This is a genomic window from Streptomyces umbrinus (assembly GCF_030817415.1).
Lineage (GTDB): Bacteria > Actinomycetota > Actinomycetes > Streptomycetales > Streptomycetaceae > Streptomyces > Streptomyces umbrinus_A.
The window spans coordinates 5,961,856-5,981,028 of record NZ_JAUSZI010000002.1 but is presented as its reverse complement, the minus strand read 5'-3'; the positions used below and the strand labels follow the sequence as shown (position 1 = coordinate 5,981,028).

General features: G+C 68.3%; 18 protein-coding genes. 9 read left to right on the top strand and 9 right to left on the bottom strand.

Annotated features, from left to right (window positions below):
- Positions 1-75: 75 nt before the first annotated feature.
- The 5 genes from QF035_RS26210 to QF035_RS26190 form a co-directional block, all read right to left on the bottom strand.
- A complete protein-coding gene (locus QF035_RS26210; protein WP_189841553.1) occupies positions 76-558 on the bottom strand; it encodes an NUDIX domain-containing protein in 483 nt (160 codons plus the stop codon).
- Between the two features lie 66 nt (positions 559-624).
- Positions 625-1,530, bottom strand: coding sequence for a LysR family transcriptional regulator (locus QF035_RS26205; RefSeq protein WP_307523048.1), 906 nt, complete (start codon positions 1,528-1,530; stop codon positions 625-627).
- Between the two features lie 201 nt (positions 1,531-1,731).
- Positions 1,732-2,883, bottom strand: a complete 1,152-nt coding sequence (locus QF035_RS26200; RefSeq protein ID WP_307523046.1) for a cystathionine gamma-lyase — start codon at positions 2,881-2,883, stop codon at positions 1,732-1,734.
- Entirely contained in the window at positions 2,880-3,383 is a 504-nt protein-coding gene (locus QF035_RS26195) for a low molecular weight protein-tyrosine-phosphatase (protein WP_307523044.1), read from the bottom strand. Before QF035_RS26195 ends, QF035_RS26200 begins: the two co-directional genes overlap by 4 nt.
- Before the next feature lie 8 nt (positions 3,384-3,391).
- Complete coding sequence (locus QF035_RS26190; RefSeq protein ID WP_307523043.1) at positions 3,392-3,769, bottom strand: phage holin family protein; 378 nt, start codon at positions 3,767-3,769, stop codon at positions 3,392-3,394.
- Between the two features lie 60 nt (positions 3,770-3,829).
- On the opposite strand from QF035_RS26190, the gene QF035_RS26185 reads away from it, so the two are divergent.
- The 4 genes from QF035_RS26185 to QF035_RS26170 all read left to right on the top strand — a co-directional run bounded on the left by QF035_RS26185 (position 3,830) and on the right by QF035_RS26170 (position 6,092).
- Positions 3,830-4,147, top strand: a complete 318-nt coding sequence (locus tag QF035_RS26185) for a cupin domain-containing protein (RefSeq protein ID WP_055610299.1) — start codon at positions 3,830-3,832, stop codon at positions 4,145-4,147.
- Between the two features lie 174 nt (positions 4,148-4,321).
- Positions 4,322-4,534 carry a DUF5326 family protein gene (locus tag QF035_RS26180; protein ID WP_055610300.1) on the top strand — a complete coding sequence of 71 codons (213 nt, stop codon included), beginning with the start codon at positions 4,322-4,324 and terminating at the stop codon, positions 4,532-4,534.
- 214 nt (positions 4,535-4,748) lie between these two features.
- Positions 4,749-5,552, top strand: coding sequence for an IclR family transcriptional regulator (locus QF035_RS26175; protein ID WP_307523042.1), 804 nt, complete (start codon positions 4,749-4,751; stop codon positions 5,550-5,552).
- A 99-nt stretch (positions 5,553-5,651) separates the two neighbouring features.
- Positions 5,652-6,092 (top strand): SsgA family sporulation/cell division regulator, encoded by a 441-nt coding sequence (locus QF035_RS26170; RefSeq protein ID WP_055610301.1) that lies wholly within the window; start codon positions 5,652-5,654, stop codon positions 6,090-6,092.
- A 178-nt stretch (positions 6,093-6,270) separates the two neighbouring features.
- On the opposite strand, the gene QF035_RS26165 is transcribed toward QF035_RS26170, so the two are convergent.
- Positions 6,271-7,770 carry a YibE/F family protein gene (locus tag QF035_RS26165; RefSeq protein ID WP_307523039.1) on the bottom strand — a complete coding sequence of 500 codons (1,500 nt, stop codon included), beginning with the start codon at positions 7,768-7,770 and terminating at the stop codon, positions 6,271-6,273.
- A gap of 220 nt (positions 7,771-7,990) precedes the next feature.
- On the opposite strand from QF035_RS26165, the gene thiC reads away from it, so the two are divergent.
- Positions 7,991-9,838 carry a phosphomethylpyrimidine synthase ThiC gene (gene thiC, locus QF035_RS26160; protein ID WP_307523038.1) on the top strand — a complete coding sequence of 616 codons (1,848 nt, stop codon included), beginning with the start codon at positions 7,991-7,993 and terminating at the stop codon, positions 9,836-9,838.
- A 143-nt stretch (positions 9,839-9,981) separates the two neighbouring features.
- The gene (locus QF035_RS26155; RefSeq protein WP_307523037.1) at positions 9,982-11,085 is read left to right on the top strand and encodes a hypothetical protein; all 1,104 of its coding nucleotides are present in this window, start codon (positions 9,982-9,984) and stop codon (positions 11,083-11,085) included.
- 193 nt (positions 11,086-11,278) lie between these two features.
- Here the strand turns inward: QF035_RS26155 and QF035_RS26150 are convergent, their stop codons facing one another.
- The 3 genes from QF035_RS26150 to QF035_RS26140 form a co-directional block, all read right to left on the bottom strand.
- The gene (locus tag QF035_RS26150) at positions 11,279-12,151 is read right to left on the bottom strand and encodes a hypothetical protein (protein WP_307523035.1); all 873 of its coding nucleotides are present in this window, start codon (positions 12,149-12,151) and stop codon (positions 11,279-11,281) included.
- A 183-nt stretch (positions 12,152-12,334) separates the two neighbouring features.
- Positions 12,335-13,552 carry a metallophosphoesterase gene (locus tag QF035_RS26145; protein WP_373466976.1) on the bottom strand — a complete coding sequence of 406 codons (1,218 nt, stop codon included), beginning with the start codon at positions 13,550-13,552 and terminating at the stop codon, positions 12,335-12,337.
- 197 nt (positions 13,553-13,749) lie between these two features.
- The gene (locus QF035_RS26140; RefSeq protein ID WP_079052719.1) at positions 13,750-14,862 is read right to left on the bottom strand and encodes a LacI family DNA-binding transcriptional regulator; all 1,113 of its coding nucleotides are present in this window, start codon (positions 14,860-14,862) and stop codon (positions 13,750-13,752) included.
- 433 nt (positions 14,863-15,295) lie between these two features.
- Between QF035_RS26140 and hisC the strand changes: the two genes are divergently transcribed.
- The 3 genes from hisC to cydB all read left to right on the top strand — a co-directional run bounded on the left by hisC (position 15,296) and on the right by cydB (position 19,155).
- Positions 15,296-16,378, top strand: a complete 1,083-nt coding sequence (gene hisC, locus QF035_RS26135; RefSeq protein ID WP_307523032.1) for a histidinol-phosphate transaminase — start codon at positions 15,296-15,298, stop codon at positions 16,376-16,378.
- Positions 16,379-16,621: 243 nt separating this feature from the next.
- Entirely contained in the window at positions 16,622-18,130 is a 1,509-nt protein-coding gene (locus tag QF035_RS26130; RefSeq protein WP_307523031.1) for a cytochrome ubiquinol oxidase subunit I, read from the top strand.
- A gap of 20 nt (positions 18,131-18,150) precedes the next feature.
- Positions 18,151-19,155 carry a cytochrome d ubiquinol oxidase subunit II gene (gene cydB, locus QF035_RS26125; RefSeq protein ID WP_307523030.1) on the top strand — a complete coding sequence of 335 codons (1,005 nt, stop codon included), beginning with the start codon at positions 18,151-18,153 and terminating at the stop codon, positions 19,153-19,155.
- The last annotated feature ends 18 nt before the right edge of the window (positions 19,156-19,173 follow it).

Sequence of the window (19,173 nt, the reverse complement as noted above, 5' to 3'; positions counted from 1 at the left end):
GTGGACCGATCCGGCACGGGCAGGGACAGCCCAGGCCGGAACCGGAGCCCGGCCCGGAACCGAAGGAGCGGGCCGTCAGCCCAGATCGGGCGCGTGCATCGCCAGTACGCCCTCGATGTTCCCGTCGAGATAGTGCCGCAGCGACAGCGGTACGAGATGGACGGAAGCGATGCCCACGCGGGTGAAGGGGATCCGCACGATCTCGTACTCCCCGCAGGGCTCGTCGATCTCGGGGCCATGGCGCAGTGACGGGTCCATGGATTCCAGGCGGCAGACGAAGAAGTGCTGGACCTTCACGCCGGTCGTTCTGGCATTGTCGCCGATGTGTTCGACGGTGTCGACGAAGCAGGGCACCACATCGGTGATCTTGGCGCCGAGTTCCTCGTGCACCTCACGATGGAGTGCGTCGACGACGGTCGTGTCCTCCGGCTCGACCCCGCCGCCGGGCGTCAGCCAGTAGGGATCGACGCCGGGCTTGGTCCGCTTGATGAGGACCAGGTCATTGCCGTCCAGTAGGACGGCCCGGGCGGTGCGCTTGACCACGGGTCGGACGGTCATGGGAGAAATGTGGCCCAGTTGGTTCCACGTGAAACATCGCCCTCTTGACGAGGTGATGCATCTTGGTCATGACCAGTCTATGGCGGCGCGCATGAGCCACTCGTGCGCCCGCGCGATATGTGGCATGGCCAGTGTGCCGGTGCGCACCACCAGGAAGTACGTACGAAGCGGAGGCACCGCGGGTTCGGTCAGCGCGACCACGTCTCCCCGCTCCAGAGCGGGTGCGCACAGATAGCGCGGTAGCACCGCGAGCCCGGCACCGGTGATCGCACAGGCGAGGACAGCGCGCAGGTCGGGGACGATGACGGTGCCCGAGGCGGCCGGGCGGGAGTCGAAGACGGAGGCCCAGTAGCGGGCGACGAACGGCAGTGACTCGTGCACCTCCACCACGGGGAAGTTCTCCAGGGAGGGCTCGCCCTGGTGACGTAACGAGCCGGAGTCGAGGAGGTCGGCCCAGCGCGGGGCGGCGACCAGGACGTGCTCCTCGTCGCAGAGCGGAGTCGCGGTGAGCAGGGAACCGCGTGGGCGGGCCGTACTGATGGCCAGATCCTGATGCCCGGCGGCAAGCCCTTCCAGGGTCTCCTCCGCATTTCCGAAGGAGGCACGCAGCGCGAAGCCCTGGCCGTCGTCCCCGGTCAGCTCGGTGAGCGCGGGCAGGGCGCGCTCGGCGGTGAACTCCGGCGGACCGGCGAGGTGGAGCGTGCGTACGGAGGAGTCCTCGTCGAGGCCGGTCTCGGTGATCTCCACCAGGGCGTCGAGATGGGGCGCCGCCTTGTGGGCGAGTTCGTCGCCCATGGTCGTAGGGGTCACTCCACGGGCCTGACGCAGGAAGAGAGGACGTCCCAGCTGTCGTTCGAGGGTTCGGATCTGGGAGGTGACGGCAGGCTGCGAGAGGCCCAGCAGAGCGGCCGCGCGGGTGAAGGAGCCGGCCCGGTGCACGGTCACGAAGGTCCGCAGCAAGGCCAGATCCATGGCGTCCCTTCTCCCTCAGCTCCCCGGAAGCCCCCAACTATAAATATGTCGATAGGTCTCTGTCGCTACTGTGATTGGACACTGACACAGAGTCAACTAGCCTTGTTCGCGCGGTTCTTCGCGCGCAGAACCGGGACGGTCCGAGCCACGAGGGGGGAGGCTCGGACCGTCCGCCGTCCGTGCCCGCTACTGACGGATCACTCAGGAAGACGTCGGCCGCGAGGACTCGTCGAGCGCGCGCAGTACATCGGCCACGAGGTCCTGAGGATCCTCGGCACCGGCCGAGAAACGGATGAAGCCCTCCGGCACCGCGTCACCGCCCCAGCGGCCGCGCCTCTCGGCCGTCGACCGCACACCGCCGAAGCTGGTCGCGTCGTCCACCAGCCGCAGCGCGTCGAGAAAACGGTCGGCACGCGCGCGCGTGGGCAGCGTGAACGACACCACGCACCCGAAGCGCCGCATCTGCTGCGAGGCGATCTTGTGAGACGGGTCGCCGGACAGCCCCGGATAGCGGACCCCGAGATCCTCGTGCCGGTCGCGCAGAGCCTCGGCGATCACCAGTGCATTGGCGTTCTGCCGGTCCACACGCAGTTGGAGCGTCGCGATGGAGCGGTGCGCGAGCCATGCCTCCATGGGTCCCGGAATCGCCCCGACGATCTTGCGCCAGCGCCGTACCGAGGCCATCGCCGCGGCGTCGCCACCGGTGACGTACCCCAGAAGGATGTCGCCGTGTCCGGTGAGCTGCTTGGTGCCGCTGGCCACGGAGAAGTCGGCGCCCAGCTCCAGCGGGCGCTGCCCGAGCGGGGTCGCCAGGGTGTTGTCGACGGCGACCAGACAGCCGCGCGTGTGCGCCGCCTCGACGAGCCGCCGTACGTCGCAGACGTCGAGCCCCGGGTTCGACGGGGTCTCGATCCACAGCAGCTTCGCGCCGTCGAGGACATCGAGCTGGGCGTCGCCGCCGGTCGGGGCGGTGCGCACCTCGATTCCGTACGCCTCCAGCTGCGCGCGCACGAGCGGCAGCACCTGGTAGCCGTCGTCGGGCAGCACGACCGTGTCGCCGGCGCTCAGCTGGGAGAAGAGGACGGACGAAATGGCGGCCATGCCGGAGGCGAAGACGAGCGTTTCGACGTCGTCCCGCCCCGGCGCCTCCAGTTCGCCGATGGCGCGCTCCAGGTGGGTCCAGGTCGGGTTCTCGTCGCGGCCGTAGGTGTACGGGCCTGTGGGGTCGCCCGGCAGATGGAAGTGGGCGGCGAAGACCGGCCCCGGGAGGGTCGGCTCGTGCTTGACGGGCTCGGGCAGCCCAGCCCGCACCGCGCGTGTGCCGTCACCGGCGCCCGTAACGGAATCTGTCATGCCGCCTGTCCCTCCACTTGCTCCCGTACCGCGGCGAGCAGGCCGGGGCTCGCCGCCTCCACCATCTCAAGACACTCCTCGAAGCCGTCCAGGCCCCCGTAGTAGGGGTCCGGTACGTCGAGGTCGGCCCCCGAGGCCGATGCGACGGCAGGGTCGTACGAGCGCAGCAGCCGCACCTTCCCGGCGTCCGCCTCGGTGGGGGCGAGGCGGCGCAGGGCCCGCAGGTGGCCGGCGTCGAGGGCTATGACCAGGTCGAGCCGGGTGAACCAGTCGGCGTGGAACTGGCGGGCCGCATGGCCGCCTTCGTAGCCGGCTGCTTCGAGGACGGAGACGGTGCGCGGGTCGGCGCCGTCGCCCTCGTGCCAGCCGCCGGTGCCGGCGCTGTCCACCTCGACCAGGCCGTCGAGCCCGGCCTCCGCCACCCGCGCGCGGAAGACGGATTCGGCCATCGGGGAGCGGCAGATGTTGCCGGTGCAGACAAAGCACACGCGATAGGGCATCAGGTCGCTCAGTCCTTGTCGGGGAGGACGACGTTCAGCGCCCAGGAGACGACGGAGATGATCAGGCCGCCCAGAACGGCGGTCCAGAAGCCCTCGACGTGGAAGCTCAGGTCGAGCTTGTCCGCCAGCCACGAGGTCAGCAGCAGCATCAGGGCGTTGATCACCAGAGTGATCAGGCCGAGCGTCAGAATGAACAGCGGGAACGTGAGCACCTGCACGATCGGCTTGACCAGGAAGTTGACCAGGCCGAAGACCAGTGCGACGAGCAGCAGCGTGCCTATCTCCTTGCCCGTGCTGTCACCGGACAGGGTGATCTTGTCGAGCAGCCACACGGCGACGGCCAGGGCGCCGGCGTTGGCGATCGTCTTGACTACGAAATTCTTCATGTGTCTGATCGTGACAGACGAGATCGACTACGAGCAGCGGGGCAAGGGCGGACAAGGGCGATGAAGGCATTCCGGCTGGACGAACTGGAGGCGGAGCGCGCCGCCAACGACGGCGCGTACCTCCAGTTCCTGCGTGAGAAGAACATGTCGGTCGGCCTGTACGCGCTGGACGCGGGCACCCAGGACCCTCAGCAGCCCCACCGCCAGGACGAGGTGTACTTCGTCGTCAGCGGCCGCGCGGCGATCACGGTCGGCATGGAGACGACCCAGGTGGCACGCGGCAGCGTCGTCTACGTGCCCGCCGGGGTGGCTCACAAGTTCCACCACATCAGCGAGGATCTGCGGGTTGTGGTGGTCTTCTCTCCGCCCGAGAGCTGACCTCCGCCTCAGGGTTCCCTAGGGGAACGTTCAGGGGAGGACAAGGGGTGCGAGGCCCCCGTCGGCACCCCTGCCGCGCCTAGCATCGAGGGCAGGACATTCAAGACCCGTCATCCTTCGGGAGCGGGCTCGGACAGCACTCGGAAACGGGCAGAGAGACAAGGAACAAGGGCGATGCGAGAGATCTTCGCGGGTATGCCGTGGTGGATTAAGTGGGTCGCGGTGCCGGTCATCGCCCTGGTCGTGTTCGGCGGCCTGATAGCGAGCGTCGTCGGTTTCGTGATCGGCCTGCTCTTCAAGCTGCTGGTCTTCGTGGCGCTGGTCGGCGGACTGATCTACGTCGTACGGAAGTTCATGTCGAGCTCCTCGTCGAGGAGCGACTGGTAGGCAAGGGGAGACCCGCCGGTCGGCAACCGGCCGGCGGTAACAGGAACCGCCAGTTCCCTCGGGCGAGGGAAGTTTCGGCACAGGCCGTCTGCGAGCGGTGGCAGACGGTTAAAGTCCGGAATTCGACGCGGGGTTGATTCCCGCGAGCGGCGCTCTGATCCCTCCCGTGTTACCCCCGCACGGGCGGCCCCCCCTCGCGCTTCGGGAGTAACCCTTGGCCACGGTTGACACCGCACCCGCAGGACCACACGTCCCTTCCTCCGAACCGCATCCCACGACCCTCATCGGCTCCGTGCAGCGTGCGATGCGCCTCCTGGAGTCCGTCGCCCGCCATGACCACGGGGCGCCCGCGAAACAGCTCGCCCGTGAGGCCGGGCTCGCCCTGCCCACGGCGTACCACCTGCTGCGCACCCTGGCCCACGAGGGCTATCTGCGCAGGGAGAAGGGCCTGTTCTTTCTCGGCGAGGCGGTCGAGCGGTTGACCAACAGCGGTGCCCAGCAGAAACGTCGCAGCATGGTCGCCGACGCTCTCGCGCAGTGCCGTGACTCGATCGGCGCGCCCGTGTACTACGCGCTCTACCGCGACGGTGAGATCGAGGTCCAGTGCGTCGCCGACACCCCGGCCAATCCCGCCGTGGAGGAGTGGGCCGACTTCCGCGAGACGGGTCACGCGCATGCGATCGGCCAGTGTCTGCTGTCCCAGCTCGACGACGACGCCCGTCGGGACCACGTCGACCGTTACTCCGTCCGGTCCATCACGCCATATACGGTGCGTGACGATCGAACCCTGTTGCGACGCCTCGAATCGGCGCGACGCATGCAGCCCGTGATCGAGCGTCAGGAGTACGCGCTGGGTACGGTCTGCGCCGCGATTCCCATCACTGTGGGCAGTACTGCGGCCACGATCGCCATTTCCCTGCCGGCCCACCAGGCCGACCGACTGCTGCCGGCGGCACGCCGATTGCAGAGCGAGATCGGCAGGCTGCTGGGCACGCTCTCGCTCTCTATCAGCATCTGAAAACTCACTCCTTGTGATCTGGTGTGTACGTTCAGCAAGATGCCAGCAGTGTCAGGTGGATGATTCCCGGCCAGTCGAAGGCGAACGACGGGGTAGGCGATGCGCGAGTCGGTAGTACAGGCAGAGGTCATGATGAGCTTCGTCGTCTCGGAGGAGCTCTCCTTTCGCATCCCGGTGGAGCTGCGCTACGAGACCTGTGATCCCTATGCCGTGCGGCTGACCTTCCACCTGCCCGGTGATGCCCCGGTGACCTGGGCCTTCGGCCGGGAGCTGCTGATCGACGGGGTGGGCCGGGCATGCGGGGACGGTGATGTGCACATCGCTCCCGCCGACACCGAGGGGTTCGGCGATGTGCTGATCCGGCTTCAGGTGGGCGGCGACCACGCGTTGTTCCGCTGCGGGACGGCGCCGTTGCTGGCGTTCCTCGACCGTACGGACCGGCTGGTGCCGCTGGGCCAGGAGCGTTCCCTCGCGGACTTCGACACGCACCTCGACGAGGCGCTGAACCGCATCCTGGCGGAGGAACAGAGCGCCGGATGAAGCGATATGGGGCAGGCGCGACGCCGCCTCGCTGTACGTCGTCCCGTACGGGTGTGACGCGCGCTCATCCCACCAGGTGTCGGCCGTACGTCATACCGCTTGTTGCTTCACGGCTGTGCGGGCTGCCGTAACGCTTCTTCTCAACTCTCGGCAACCGGATCCGGCAGGCGGGCCGGTCTCAGTGCTTGCGGCGGCGGCCGCTCCCGCCACGCAGAGGAGCCCTGGCGCCCGACTGGGGCTGGGGCTGGGGCTGCGGCTGTTCCTGTTGTGCCGGGGTGGCGGGGCCCGGGCGGTCCGCCGAGACCACCAGGGCGGCGAGAACCGTGGTCACCGGCACGGAGGCGACCAGTCCGATCGAGCCGACGAGCGTGCGCACGATCTCCTCGGCGACCAACTCGCTGTTGGCCACCGTCCCCACGCTGCTCTGCGCGATGGAGAAGAGCAGCAGCAATGGCAGTGCGGCGCCCGCGTACGCGAGGACGAGCGTGTTGACGACCGACGCGATGTGGTCGCGGCCGATGCGGATACCCGCGCGGTACAGCCCGCGCCAGCCCATCGTCGGATTGGCCTCGTGCAGCTCCCAGACCGCCGACGTCTGCGTCACCGTCACGTCGTCGAGCACACCCAGCGAACCGATGATGATGCCCGCGAGCAGCAGGCCACTCATGTCGATGGACGGGTACAGCCCGTGGATCAGACCGGTGTTGTCGTCCGTGTTGCCGGTCAGCGAGGCCCAGTCGATGAACAGCGAGCCGAGCAGCCCGATCAGCAACAGGGAGAGCAGGGTGCCGAGCACCGCCACCGACGTGCGGGCCGACAGCCCATGGCACAGATAGAGCGCGATCAGCATGATGGCGCTCGCCCCGACCACCGCCACGACCAGGGGGTTCGAGCCCTGCAGGATCGCGGGGAGAATGAAGAACGTCAGGATGAGGAAGCTGGCGGCCAGTGCGACCAGTGCCATGACACCGCGCATCCGGCCCACCAGGACCACGGCGACGGCGAAGATGCCGGCGAGCACCGTCATCGGGAGCTTGCGGTTCACGTCGGTGACCGAGTACTGGAGCTCCTTGGGGGCGTCCGGCGCATACGCGACGATCACCTTCTGGCCCTGCTCCAGCTGCCGCGAGGAGTCCGGCTGGACGATCTCCGTGAACGTACGGCCCTTGTCCTTGCCGGTGTCGACCCGGACCGTTGCCTTCTTGCAGCTGCCGGACGCCTGTTGCTGTGCCGACGAGCCCTCGGCGGTCGACGTGTCGCCGGTCGGCGTCTCCCCCGAGGCATTCACCGACTTGCAGTCGACCTTGTCGACCTTGGTCACCGTTGCCTGCTGGGTCTGCCGGTCGAAGCCGACACCGGTGCGCTCGTGCCCCGGGGCGCCGCCGGGCCAGAGCACCACGAGACCGACGACGACCGCCGCCGCGAAGGGGATCAGCACGGCCGCGATGACCTTGCGCAGATGCATCGAGACAGGCGCCGCGGGTCCGTGACTGTGCGAGTGGCCGTGCCCGCCACCACCCGGACCGCCACCGTCACCACCGCCGGGCCGGTCTCCGCCGCCGCCCCCTCCGGGGCCGTGGGGTCCGTGCCCGGGTCCACCGCCGTGCCCATGGCCGTCGTGGCCGTGTCCGTGGGGCGGTTCGGACGGCGGGAGTGGGGGCTGCTGCATCGTGGTCACCGACCGATCATCGCAAGAACAGCCGGGGCCCACTGTTCACCGCGCCACATCTGACGCTAGCGTGGAGACACCTTTGCACACGCGGGAGCTCGGAGCACCGGGCTGAGAGGGCGCTGAACTCCGTAGACGCGATGTTTCACGTGGAACATCGCCGGACGGAAATCGCTGCGTCGACCGCCGAACCTGTTACCGGGTAATGCCGGCGTAGGGAGTAGGTCTCATGACCAACAAGGACGCACGCACGCCTGCCTCCAGCCTGACGGACGAGGCGTTCGCCTCGGCCGAGAGCGGTGGAGTGACTGCTTCGCCCGAGAACGGCGAGGCAGGGAAGTCCATCGGCTGGCACAAGGCGTATGTCGAGGGTTCGCGCCCCGACCTGCGGGTGCCTGTCCGCCAAGTGCACCTCACCAACGGGCAGTCGGTCACTCTGTACGACACCTCCGGCCCGTACACCGATCCGACCGTCGACACCGACGTACGCAGGGGCCTCGGAGCCCTCCGGGCCAACTGGATCATCGCCCGCGGTGACACCGAGGAGTACGCGGGCCGACCCGTCCGCCCCGAGGACGACGGGATCAAGCACACCTCGCCGCGCGGCGGACTGCGCAACCTCGACGCGGTCTTCCCGGGGCGTCCGCGCCAGCCCCGGCGCAGCCGTGACGGACAGGCGGTGACGCAACTCGCGTACGCCAGGCGGGGCGAGGTCACGCCGGAGATGGAGTACGTGGCCATCCGGGAGAACGTTTCTCCCGAGGTCGTCCGCGAGGAGATCGCGGCGGGCCGGGCCGTGCTGCCGGCCAACGTCAACCACCCGGAGATCGAGCCGATGATCATCGGCAAGCGGTTCCTGGTGAAGGTCAACGCCAACATCGGCAACTCCGCGGTCACCTCTTCCATCGAGGAGGAGGTCGAGAAGATGACCTGGGCGACCCGCTGGGGCGCCGACACGGTCATGGACCTGTCCACCGGCCGCAATATCCACACCACCCGCGAGTGGGTGCTGCGCAACTCCCCCGTCCCCATCGGTACGGTCCCGCTCTACCAGGCGCTGGAGAAGGTCGACGGGCGGGCCGAGGAGCTCACCTGGGAGATCTACAAGGACACGGTCGTCGAGCAGGCCGAGCAGGGCGTGGACTACATGACCGTCCACGCGGGCGTGCGGCTGCCGTTCGTCCCGCTGACCGCGAACCGCAAGACCGGCATCGTCTCGCGCGGCGGCTCGATCATGGCGGCCTGGTGCCTGGCGCACCACAAGGAGTCGTTCCTGTACGAGAACTTCGAGGAACTCTGCGAGATCCTCGCGGCGTACGACGTCACCTACTCGCTGGGCGACGGGCTGCGGCCAGGGTCGATCGCGGACGCCAACGACGCAGCACAGTTCGCGGAGTTGAGGACGCTCGGGGAACTCAACAGGGTCGCGAAGCGTTTCAACGTACAGACCATGATCGAGGGTCCGGGGCATGTCCCGATGCACAAGATCAAGGAGAACATCGACCTTCAGCAGGAGATCTGTGATGAAGCTCCGTTCTATACGCTCGGCCCGCTGACGACGGACGTCGCGCCGGCGTACGACCACATCACCTCCGGCATCGGTGCCGCGATGATCGCCTGGTGGGGCACGGCCATGCTCTGCTACGTCACGCCCAAGGAGCACTTGGGCCTGCCCAACCGTGACGACGTCAAGACGGGCGTCATCACCTACAAGATCGCGGCCCATGCGGCGGACCTCGCCAAGGGACATCCGGGCGCACAGGAGTGGGACGACGCGTTGTCGGACGCCCGCTTCGAGTTCCGCTGGGAGGACCAGTTCAACCTGGCCCTCGACCCCGACACGGCCCGGGAGTTCCACGACGAGACCCTCCCGGCCGAGCCCGCCAAGACGGCGCACTTCTGCTCCATGTGCGGGCCGAAGTTCTGCTCGATGAAGATCAGCCACAGCATCACCGAGCAGTTCGGTGGCACCGCGGCTGCCGGCGCGACGGCCGAAGAGGTCGCTGAGGGGATGCTCCAGAAGTCGAAGGAGTTCGCGGCGAGCGGGAACAGGGTGTACCTGCCCATGGCCGACTGACTCCGGCGTGCTGTCCGACCCCTTCTCCGAGGCCCCGGCCACCCAGGCCGGGGTTCTGCGGAGGAACGCGGCGCCTTGCTCCAAGTCGTAACGGTAGAGAGAAGATCGCGCATGACGTGATCAACTTCCCTACCCTGCCTGGCATGGGCGGGATCGATGTGGCCAACGGGGTTGTCGGCGCTGTGCTGGGGATGCTGTTCGCAGTGCTGTTCCAGCAACCCCTGCAGAACGGCTGGTACAGGCTGCGAACCCGCTCGACCCGTGCCGTACGCACCCTGCGGCAGCGGGAGGAGTCCAGTCCGGCGTGGAGAACCTTCTCGCTGGGGCCGCTCCACACCTCGGCCCTGATCGTCGAAGGGGACGGGGAGTCGTCCATATCCGCTGAATCCGTCTATATCCAGGTACTCGACGAGGAGATCGAGCTGCCTTCGGACATGGCCGGCTGGCGGGCCGAACTCGAGGAGGAGAACACGCGTGGGCGGACAGAGGGCCGTGCACCGATGTGGAACGGTCCTCGCTACGCGGTCGAATCGTTCGACGTGTCCCGAACCGCGCTCGACGAGCACCCCGAAGTCCATCTGCGGCTGCGTCCGACGGACTACTTCACCTTTCTGGCGGCTCAACAGCTCGACCGGCGTCTGCCCGACGGAACAAGCCCGCGGTCCCGCTATCTCGACCCGGACGATCCGCTGTCGGCACCCGCGTTCCTGCAGTGCAGCTTCGCCGTGAACATCGCGGTGGTGACCGCCGACGACATGGTGGTCGTGAGCCAGCGAAGCGACCGGGTGCGTATGGCGCCCGGTGTCTGGAACTCCTCCGTCAACGAGGGCATGTCACGGCACATCGACTCGTCCGGAAGGAGCGCCCCCGACCTGCACGCGGTGGCCCGGCGGGGCATGCGCGAGGAACTGTCCCTGGAACCTCACGAGTACTCACTGGAGCTGCTCGCCTTCGTCCTCGACACCGACAAGCGCCACTGGAGCGCCCACTTCTACGCAAGGCTGAAGGAGCTGACCCGGGAGGGCCTGCAAACGCGTATGAGCAGGGGAGTCGCGGACCGATGGGAGCACCAGACCATCGACTACGTGCCCTTCCGCCCCGCGACCGTGGTCAGGTACATGCTGCGTGCCGACCGCGTTCACCGGTGGGCCCCACTCGCACCGGCGCTCTTCCACCTCGCCCTGGTGCATGTCTACAACCGCACACCGGTCGAGCGAGCGACCGCGCAGATTGTTCGGCGCATGTAGAAACGGAATGCAGGCACGGCACGGAAGCATGGCATGAAGGCGTGCCACGAGGGCACGGCACGGAGGCCGCGCCTGCCGGAACGCGGCCGTCGCGGGCGCAGTGCCCGCGACGCTGCGGCCGGTCGGGCCCCACTCCACCTCGCCGCGCCCGGTTGCCCACCCCGCACGGGGCTGGGCCCGGGCGAGGGCGGGGCTACTCCGGCTGGTGCTCCGGCCCCCCGAAGTCGGGGCTGCTGAAGTCCGGGCTGGAGAAGCTGGGGCGGGGACCCGCTGTCGGGCCGCCGTCCGGGCTGCTGAAGCCTGGCCGGTTGTAGCCGAGCTGAGGCATCCGGCTGATCGGCGCCGACGGCTTCGTACGGCCGAGGGCGGCCGTGCCCGGGTCGGCGAGGGCCTCCCTGAGGAACGGCATGATGCCGCGCTCCAGGAGGGCGTCGTGCCAGGCCTCCCTGGCCCGGTTCACCTCTTCGCTGCGTTCGCCGTGCGCGTCGGCCTGGAGTGAACTGGCGCCGTTGCGCAGGGCGGCGAGCAGGAGACCGACCGCGGCCACCAGGATCGTGACGGCCGTGATGGCTCCGAAGACCCACCCGGTGGTGAGGAGGGTCTGGGCGATGCCCGGCTGGGGGTCGAGCATCTTCAGGATGTAGCCGACGAGCAGGAAGATCGCCGCGGCGGTGCCGGCGAGCACGGGGGCGAGCACGGCGACGACCGCCGCGGCACCTGCCCCGGCGGTCTCGGCGACCTCACCCATGGTCGTGGCGAGCCCGACCGCGCCCGTGGCCGGATCCGTGGTGCTGGTGGATCCTTCGCGGACCGGGGGGGTGGACGGCGCCGGCTGGCGCAGTTCCTCGCGGACCTTCACATAGTGCTGGTACTCGGTCGCCGCCGCCGCCGTGATGAGAGCGGTGGCGTTGAGCGCCATCGTGCGCAGTTGTTCGGGGTTGAGCCGCTGACCGACAGCGGCGAGTTCCGGACGGTGTGGGGCGGAGCGCAGCGCCTCATCGAGGATCCGCTCGTACTCTTGGCGGTCCTCGCTCAGCAGGTGCTGCGGAACGCTGTTCATGTGCATCCCCCGATGCTCCGTAGGGCTTGGGGCTCGGCATGCTGACGAGCCGTCGGGCAGAAACGGAGGGGAGCCTGCTACGGATAAGCCGATGGTAGAGCGGTGACGGCACACGGTGACAGGGGGTTTCCAGAATTTGCCCCTGTGTTGCGCTTGTCCTCCGTCGGGGGACGCCTTCCCGAGGAACGCTCAGCTATCCAGGGGAAGTTGCTGGACCAACAGCTTTCCGGCCATGGTCACTCCGCCGTCCATCGCGATGGCGAGCCCGTCCGCGTACACATGCGGCTTTTCGACGACGGGGTTCGGGGAATCCTCCCCCTCCTCCGAGCCGACCTCTCCCAGGAGATACGGAATGGGGCTGTGACCATGGACGATGCGTGAACCGCCGTACATGTCCAGCAGGGAACGCACCGCCTGCGCACCACCGTCGTCGCGGAACGCGAAGCGCTTGGTGAACTTGCGGAAGACGTCCCAGCACTCGTCCGCGTCATTGCGGGTGAGCGTTTCGCGGACGGTGTCGTTGACCGCTTCGATGGAGTCGCCGTAGTCGAGATAGGCGGTGGTGTCGGAGTGCACCAGAAGGTGCCCGTCCGCCATCTCCATGGCGTCGAGGCGGGCCATCCACTGCAGATGGTGGTCCTGGAGGCGCTCCATGTCGGTCTTCTGGCCGCCGTTCAGCAGCCATGCTGCCTGGAAGGTGGCCGTTCCCGCCCCGGAGTTGACGGGAGTGTCCCCGAACCGCTTGGCGCCCAGCAGCAGCAGCTCGTGGTTGCCCATCAGCGCCTTGCAGTAGCCCCCGGCCGCGGCCGCCTCCGCGGACAGCCGCATCACGAGATCGATGACGCCGATGCCGTCGGGCCCGCGGTCCGTGAAGTCACCGAGGAACCACAGCCGCGAGGTCCCCGCCGCCCAGCTGCCGTCGATGTCGATGAGGCCCTTCTCGCGCAGCGCGGCGACGAGCTCGTCGAGATAGCCGTGGACGTCACCGACGACGTACAGCGGTCCCGGCCCCTCGGCGGGCTGGACGACCGGTCCGGCCTCGGGCTCGACCGGCACCTGAAGGGTGTCACCGCGGTTGATGACGGGCAGATCGCGCTGCGTCGGTGTGTAGCCCTGCGGCTCGCCGGCCGGTCCGGCGCCCTCGCCCGGAGGCGTCTGCTGCGCATAGGGGCCGGGCTGCTCGTACTGGCCGGAGGCCCCGCCGTAGGGACCGGCGGGCTGGTCCCGGGCCTGGTCGTACGGCTCGGCGGCCTGGTCGTACACCTCGCCGGACTGCGGGTACGGGCCGGGGGACTGTGTGTACGGACCGGCCTCGTGGACGTACGCCGGCACGCGGAAGTCGCGCACCGTCGGCGTACGCATCTCGGGTCCCTGACCGGCCCCCTGAGTCATCGACCCCTCCACCACCATCGCGCCGCATCTGCACCGCGTCGGACTGCCTGGTCGCAGCGGCCCGCGGTGTCGTCCGCCCATCATAGGAATGCGGATCGCGCCATGTGATGACCCAGGGGTGGTGAATCGGAGCAGAACCCCAGTTCACCGTGGTTTTCTCCCGAATTGGGAGGGGCTTTCCGCGCCGGTTTTACCCGTAGGTCATCCGGAGGTCATCCCTCCTCCGGTGATCGGGGCGGGCTGACGGTCGTCCGGGGAGGCCGTCGCTGGGAGGACGTCCGCACGATCAGCTCGGTCGGTATCACCTGCTCGACCGGTTGGTCCGATTCGACCCCCTCGATCGCGTCGATGAGGAGCTGGACCACGGCCGTGCCGATTCGACGCGGTTTGAGCGAGAGTGTCGTGACGGGCGGCTCGGTGTTGGCGTACACGGTGGACTCGCTGCAGCACACGAGCAGCAGGTCCTCCGGTACGCGCAGTCCGTAGCGGCGGGCCGCCGCGAGGAGGTCGGTGCCGTTCGGGTCGAACAGCCCGTAGACGGCGTCCGGCCGGTCGGGCCGGGCGAGGAGCCGGTCGGCGGCGACGGCCCCCGCGCACGGATCGTGCGCGGGATAGGCCTCGTACACCGGATCCTGTCCCACACGCTCGCACCAACGCAGGTACGCGGTCGTGGACAGGTGTGTGTACGTGTCCGTGGTCGTCCCCGTGAGGAGGCCGATCCGGCGGGCGCCGGCGTCGGCCAGGTGGTCGAGGATGCCCAGGACCGCGGCCTCGTGGTCGTTGTCCACCCAGGCGGTCACCGGCAGCGAGCCGGCCGGGCGGCCGTCGGAGACCACCGGTAAGCCCTGGCGGACCAGTTCGCTGACGACCGGGTCCTGGTCGGAGGGGTCGATGACGACCGTCCCGTCCAGGGCCACGTTCGACCACACGTCGTGGCGCGAGGTCGCGGGGAGGATGACCAGGGCGTAGCCCCGGGCGAGCGCGGCCGAGGTGGCGGCTCTGGCCATCTCCGCGAAGTACGCGAACTCCGTGAAGGTGAAAGGTTCATCCCCGTAGGTCGTCACAGTCAGGCCGATGAGGCCGGACTTGCCGGTACGGAGGGTTCGGGCCGCGGCGGAGGGGCGATAGCCCAGCCGGTCGGCGACCTCGCGGACATGGCGTCGGGTGGCGTCCGGGAGCCGCCCCTTGCCGTTGAGCGCGTCGGACACGGTCGTGATGGACACTCCCGCGGCCGCGGCCACGTCTCTGATGCCCGCCCGGCCCGGCCGGCTTCCTCGGCGGGAGGTATCCGACCGGCTCACCTGGTGCTTCCCTGCTGCTGTCATGGCGAGCCGATAGTAGGGCTCATGAGGTGGGGTAGTGCGGACGCATATGCACGCGTTGACAGGCACGTTTCTGCATGGTCATCAGCAGACAAGTCCCTTGGAAGGGAAGGGAGTTGACCGATTCAATGGCAGGACGTCACTTGTCGGCGCGCATGGGCCTGCCAAATGGGCCATGTTTCGAAGAGGTCTCAACTCACCTTCACGAGGGATGCGCGCCACGGCGCGAGCCACCGGCGCGTGCTCCGGTGGGTGACGCGCCCCCCTCTTTCGTACGCCTTCGGGCGGTGATGCCCGGGAGTGTGTACGCGACTGCCGCGGGCCGCCGAGGCGGTGGGGCCCGGGCCATACGCAGCGGAGCCGAATCCTCTTAAGGTGAGGAGTATTGGTAGCCGGTGGTGGTCATGAGCCGGAGACGGTCACGAGGAGGAGTGCGGTGAGCGAGACGAGCCCGAAGCTGCGTGCCGAGCTGGAGGGTATCCCCACCTACAAGCCGGGGAAGGCTGCCGCGGCCGCCGACGGCCCGGTGGCGTACAAGCTGTCCTCCAACGAGAACCCCTACCCGCCGCTGCCGGGCGTTCTGGAGAGCGTGGCCTCGGCGGCCGGTGCCTTCAACCGCTACCCCGACATGGCGTGCACGGGGCTGATGAACGAGCTGTCCGACCGCTTCGGTGTGCCGCTCACGCATCTGGCCACGGGCACCGGTTCGGTCGGTGTCGCCCAACAGCTGCTGCAGGCGACCTCGGGTCCTGGCGACGAGGTGATCTACGCCTGGCGGTCCTTCGAGGCGTACCCGATCATCACCCAGATCAGCGGGGCGACGTCGGTGAAGGTGCCGCTGACGCCCGGGGACGTGCACGACCTCGACGCGATGGCGGACGCGATCACCGAGCGGACGCGGCTGATTTTCGTCTGCAACCCCAACAACCCCACGGGCACGGTGGTGCGCCGGGCCGAGCTGGAACGGTTCCTCGACCGGGTGCCGAGCGATGTCCTGGTGGTCCTCGACGAGGCGTACCGGGAGTTCATCCGCGATCCCGAGGTGCCGGACGGCGTCGAGCTCTACCGCGAGCGCCCGAACGTGTGCGTGCTGCGCACGTTCTCCAAGGCGTACGGGCTGGCCGGGCTGCGGGTCGGCTTCGCGATCGCCCATGAGCCGGTGGCGGCGGCGCTGCGCAAGACGGCCGTGCCCTTCGGTGTGAGCCAGCTCGCGCAGGACGCGGCGGTCGCCTCGCTGCGGGCCGAGGACGAGCTGCTCGGCCGGGTGGGTTCGCTGGTGTCCGAGCGCGCGCGTGTGGTCGAGATGCTGCGCGGGCAGGGCTGGACGGTGCCGGAGACCCAGGCGAACTTCGTGTGGCTGCGGCTCGGTGAGCGCACGCTCGACTTCGCGTCGGCCTGCGAGCAGGCCGGGGTCGTCGTGCGGCCGTTCGCCGGCGAAGGGGTCCGGGTCACGGTGGGCGAGACCGAGGCGAACGACATCTTCCTCAAGACGACCGAGGCGTTCCGCAAGGAGCTCTAGCCGGTTGGTGGGGTGCCGGAGCTGAGTTGGGGGGCCGGCCGGTGCCGGAGCTCGTTGGTGGGGGTGCCGTCGGCCGGTGTGACCGATCCGGCACCCCCCTCGTGTCAACCCTCGAACTGCCATGCGTCATAATTGCTTGTGAATGTGAACGCGTTCACAAGCGTGTCCCAGTTGATCCCGTGATGTCTGCGACAAGCGGGACGAACTGACGCCGATACCTCGGCGATGTAAGGAGATGACGACGTGGAAATGGCTTTGGCGCCGGAGACGCTGGCGCGATGGCAGTTCGGCATCACCACCGTCTACCACTTCCTCTTCGTGCCGCTCACGATCTCGCTCGCCGCGCTCACCGCCGGCCTGCAGACCGCCTGGGTGCGGACGGAGAACGAGAAGTACCTCAAGGCCACCAAGTTCTGGGGCAAGCTCTTCCTGATCAACATCGCGATGGGCGTCGTCACGGGCATCGTGCAGGAGTTCCAGTTCGGTATGAACTGGTCCGACTACTCGCGCTTCGTCGGTGACGTCTTCGGCGCCCCCCTCGCCTTCGAGGCGCTGATCGCCTTCTTCTTCGAGTCCACCTTCATCGGCCTGTGGATCTTCGGCTGGGACAAGCTGCCCAAGAAGATCCACCTCGCCTGCATCTGGATGGTCTCGATCGGCACGATCCTGTCGGCGTACTTCATCCTCGCGGCCAACTCGTGGATGCAGCACCCCGTCGGCTACCGGATCAACGAGCAGAAGGGCCGTGCCGAACTCACCGACTTCTGGCTGGTCCTGACCCAGAACACCGCGCTCGCCCAGGCCTTCCACACCCTCTCCGCGGCCTTCCTCACGGGCGGCGCCTTCATGGTCGGCATCGCCGCCTTCCACCTGGTCCGCAAGAAGCACATCCCCGTGATGAAGACCTCGCTGCGCCTCGGCCTGGTCACTGTCGTCGCCGGCGGCATGCTCACCGCGCTCAGCGGTGACACCCTCGGCAAGATCATGTACGAGCAGCAGCCGATGAAGATGGCCGCGGCCGAGGCGCTGTGGGACGGCGAGGCCCCCGCTCCCTTCTCCGTCTTCGCCTACGGGGACGTCGAGGCCGGCCACAACAAGGTCGCCATAGAGATCCCGGGACTGCTGTCCTTCCTGGCCAAGGACGACTTCACCTCGTACGTCCCCGGCATCAACGACGTCAACAAGTCCGAGCAGGAGCGGTTCGGGCCCGGCGACTACCGGCCCAACATCCCTGTCGCCTACTGGGGGTTCCGCTGGATGATCGGCTTCGGCATGACGTCCTTCGCCATCGGTCTGGTCGGACTCTGGCTGACCAGGAAGAAGTTCATGCTGGGGCGGCATCTGCGGGTCGGCGACGACGAAGTGCCGCATGTGGTGCTCTTCAAGAACAAGGCTCTCGGCCCGACGCTCACCAAGTGGTACTGGCGCATCGCGATCCTGACCCTGGGATTCCCGCTGATCGCCAACTCCTGGGGCTGGATCTTCACAGAGATGGGCCGTCAGCCGTGGGTCGTCTACGGCGTGCTCCAGACCCGCGACGCGGTCTCCCCCGGCGTTTCGCAGGGCGAGATCCTCACCTCGATGATCGTCTTCACCACGCTCTACGCGATCCTCGCCGTCATCGAGGTCAAGCTGCTCGTGAAGTACGTCAAGGCCGGTCCGCCCGAGCTCACGGAGGCCGACCTCAATCCACCCACGAAGATCGGCGGCGACCCCCGGGACGCCGACAAGCCGATGGCCTTCTCGTACTAGGCCCAGGGAGCTGCTGAGTCATGGAACTTCACGACGTCTGGTTCGTCCTCATCGCCGTCCTGTGGACCGGCTACTTCTTCCTGGAGGGCTTCGACTTCGGGATCGGCGTCCTCACCAAGCTGCTCGCCCGGAACCGGACCGAGAAGCGGGTGCTGATCAACACCATCGGGCCCGTCTGGGACGGCAACGAGGTGTGGCTGCTCTCGGCGGGCGGCGCGACCTTCGCCGCCTTCCCCGAGTGGTACGCCACACTCTTCTCCGGCTTCTACCTGCCGCTGCTGCTCATCCTGGTCTGCCTGATCGTGCGTGGCGTCGCCTTCGAGTACCGGGCGAAGCGGCCCGAGGAGCAGTGGCAGCGGAACTGGGAGAACGCGATCTTCTGGACCTCGCTGCTCCCGGCGTTCCTGTGGGGCGTGGCCTTCGGCAACATCGTCCGGGGTGTGAAGATCGACCAGGACTTCGAGTACGTGGGCAACCTCTGGGACCTGCTCAACCCGTACGCCATCCTGGGCGGCCTCGTGACGCTGTCGCTGTTCACCTTCCACGGGGCGGTGTTCGCGGCGCTCAAGACCCTGGGTGACATTCGCGAGCGGGCCAGGAAGCTGGCGCTCGGGCTCGGCCTGGTGACGGCCGTGCTGGCGCTGGCCTTCCTGCTCTGGACCCAGGCCGACAACGGTGACGGCAAGAGCCTGGTCGCGCTGGTTGTGGCCGTCGTCGCCCTGGTCGCGGCGATCGGGGCGAACCAGATGGGGCGCGAGGGCTGGGCGTTCGCGCTGTCGGGCCTCACCATCGTCGCCGCCGTGGCGATGCTCTTCCTGTCGCTCTTCCCGAACGTCATGCCGTCCTCGCTCAATGACGAGTGGAGCCTGACGGTCACCAACGCCTCGTCGAGCCCGTACACGCTGAAGATCATGACCTGGTGTGCGGTCATCGCGACGCCGGTGGTGATGCTCTACCAGGGCTGGACGTACTGGGTGTTCCGCAAGCGGATCGGTACGCAGCACATCGCCGAGGCCGCGCACTAGCACCGATGAATCCATGGG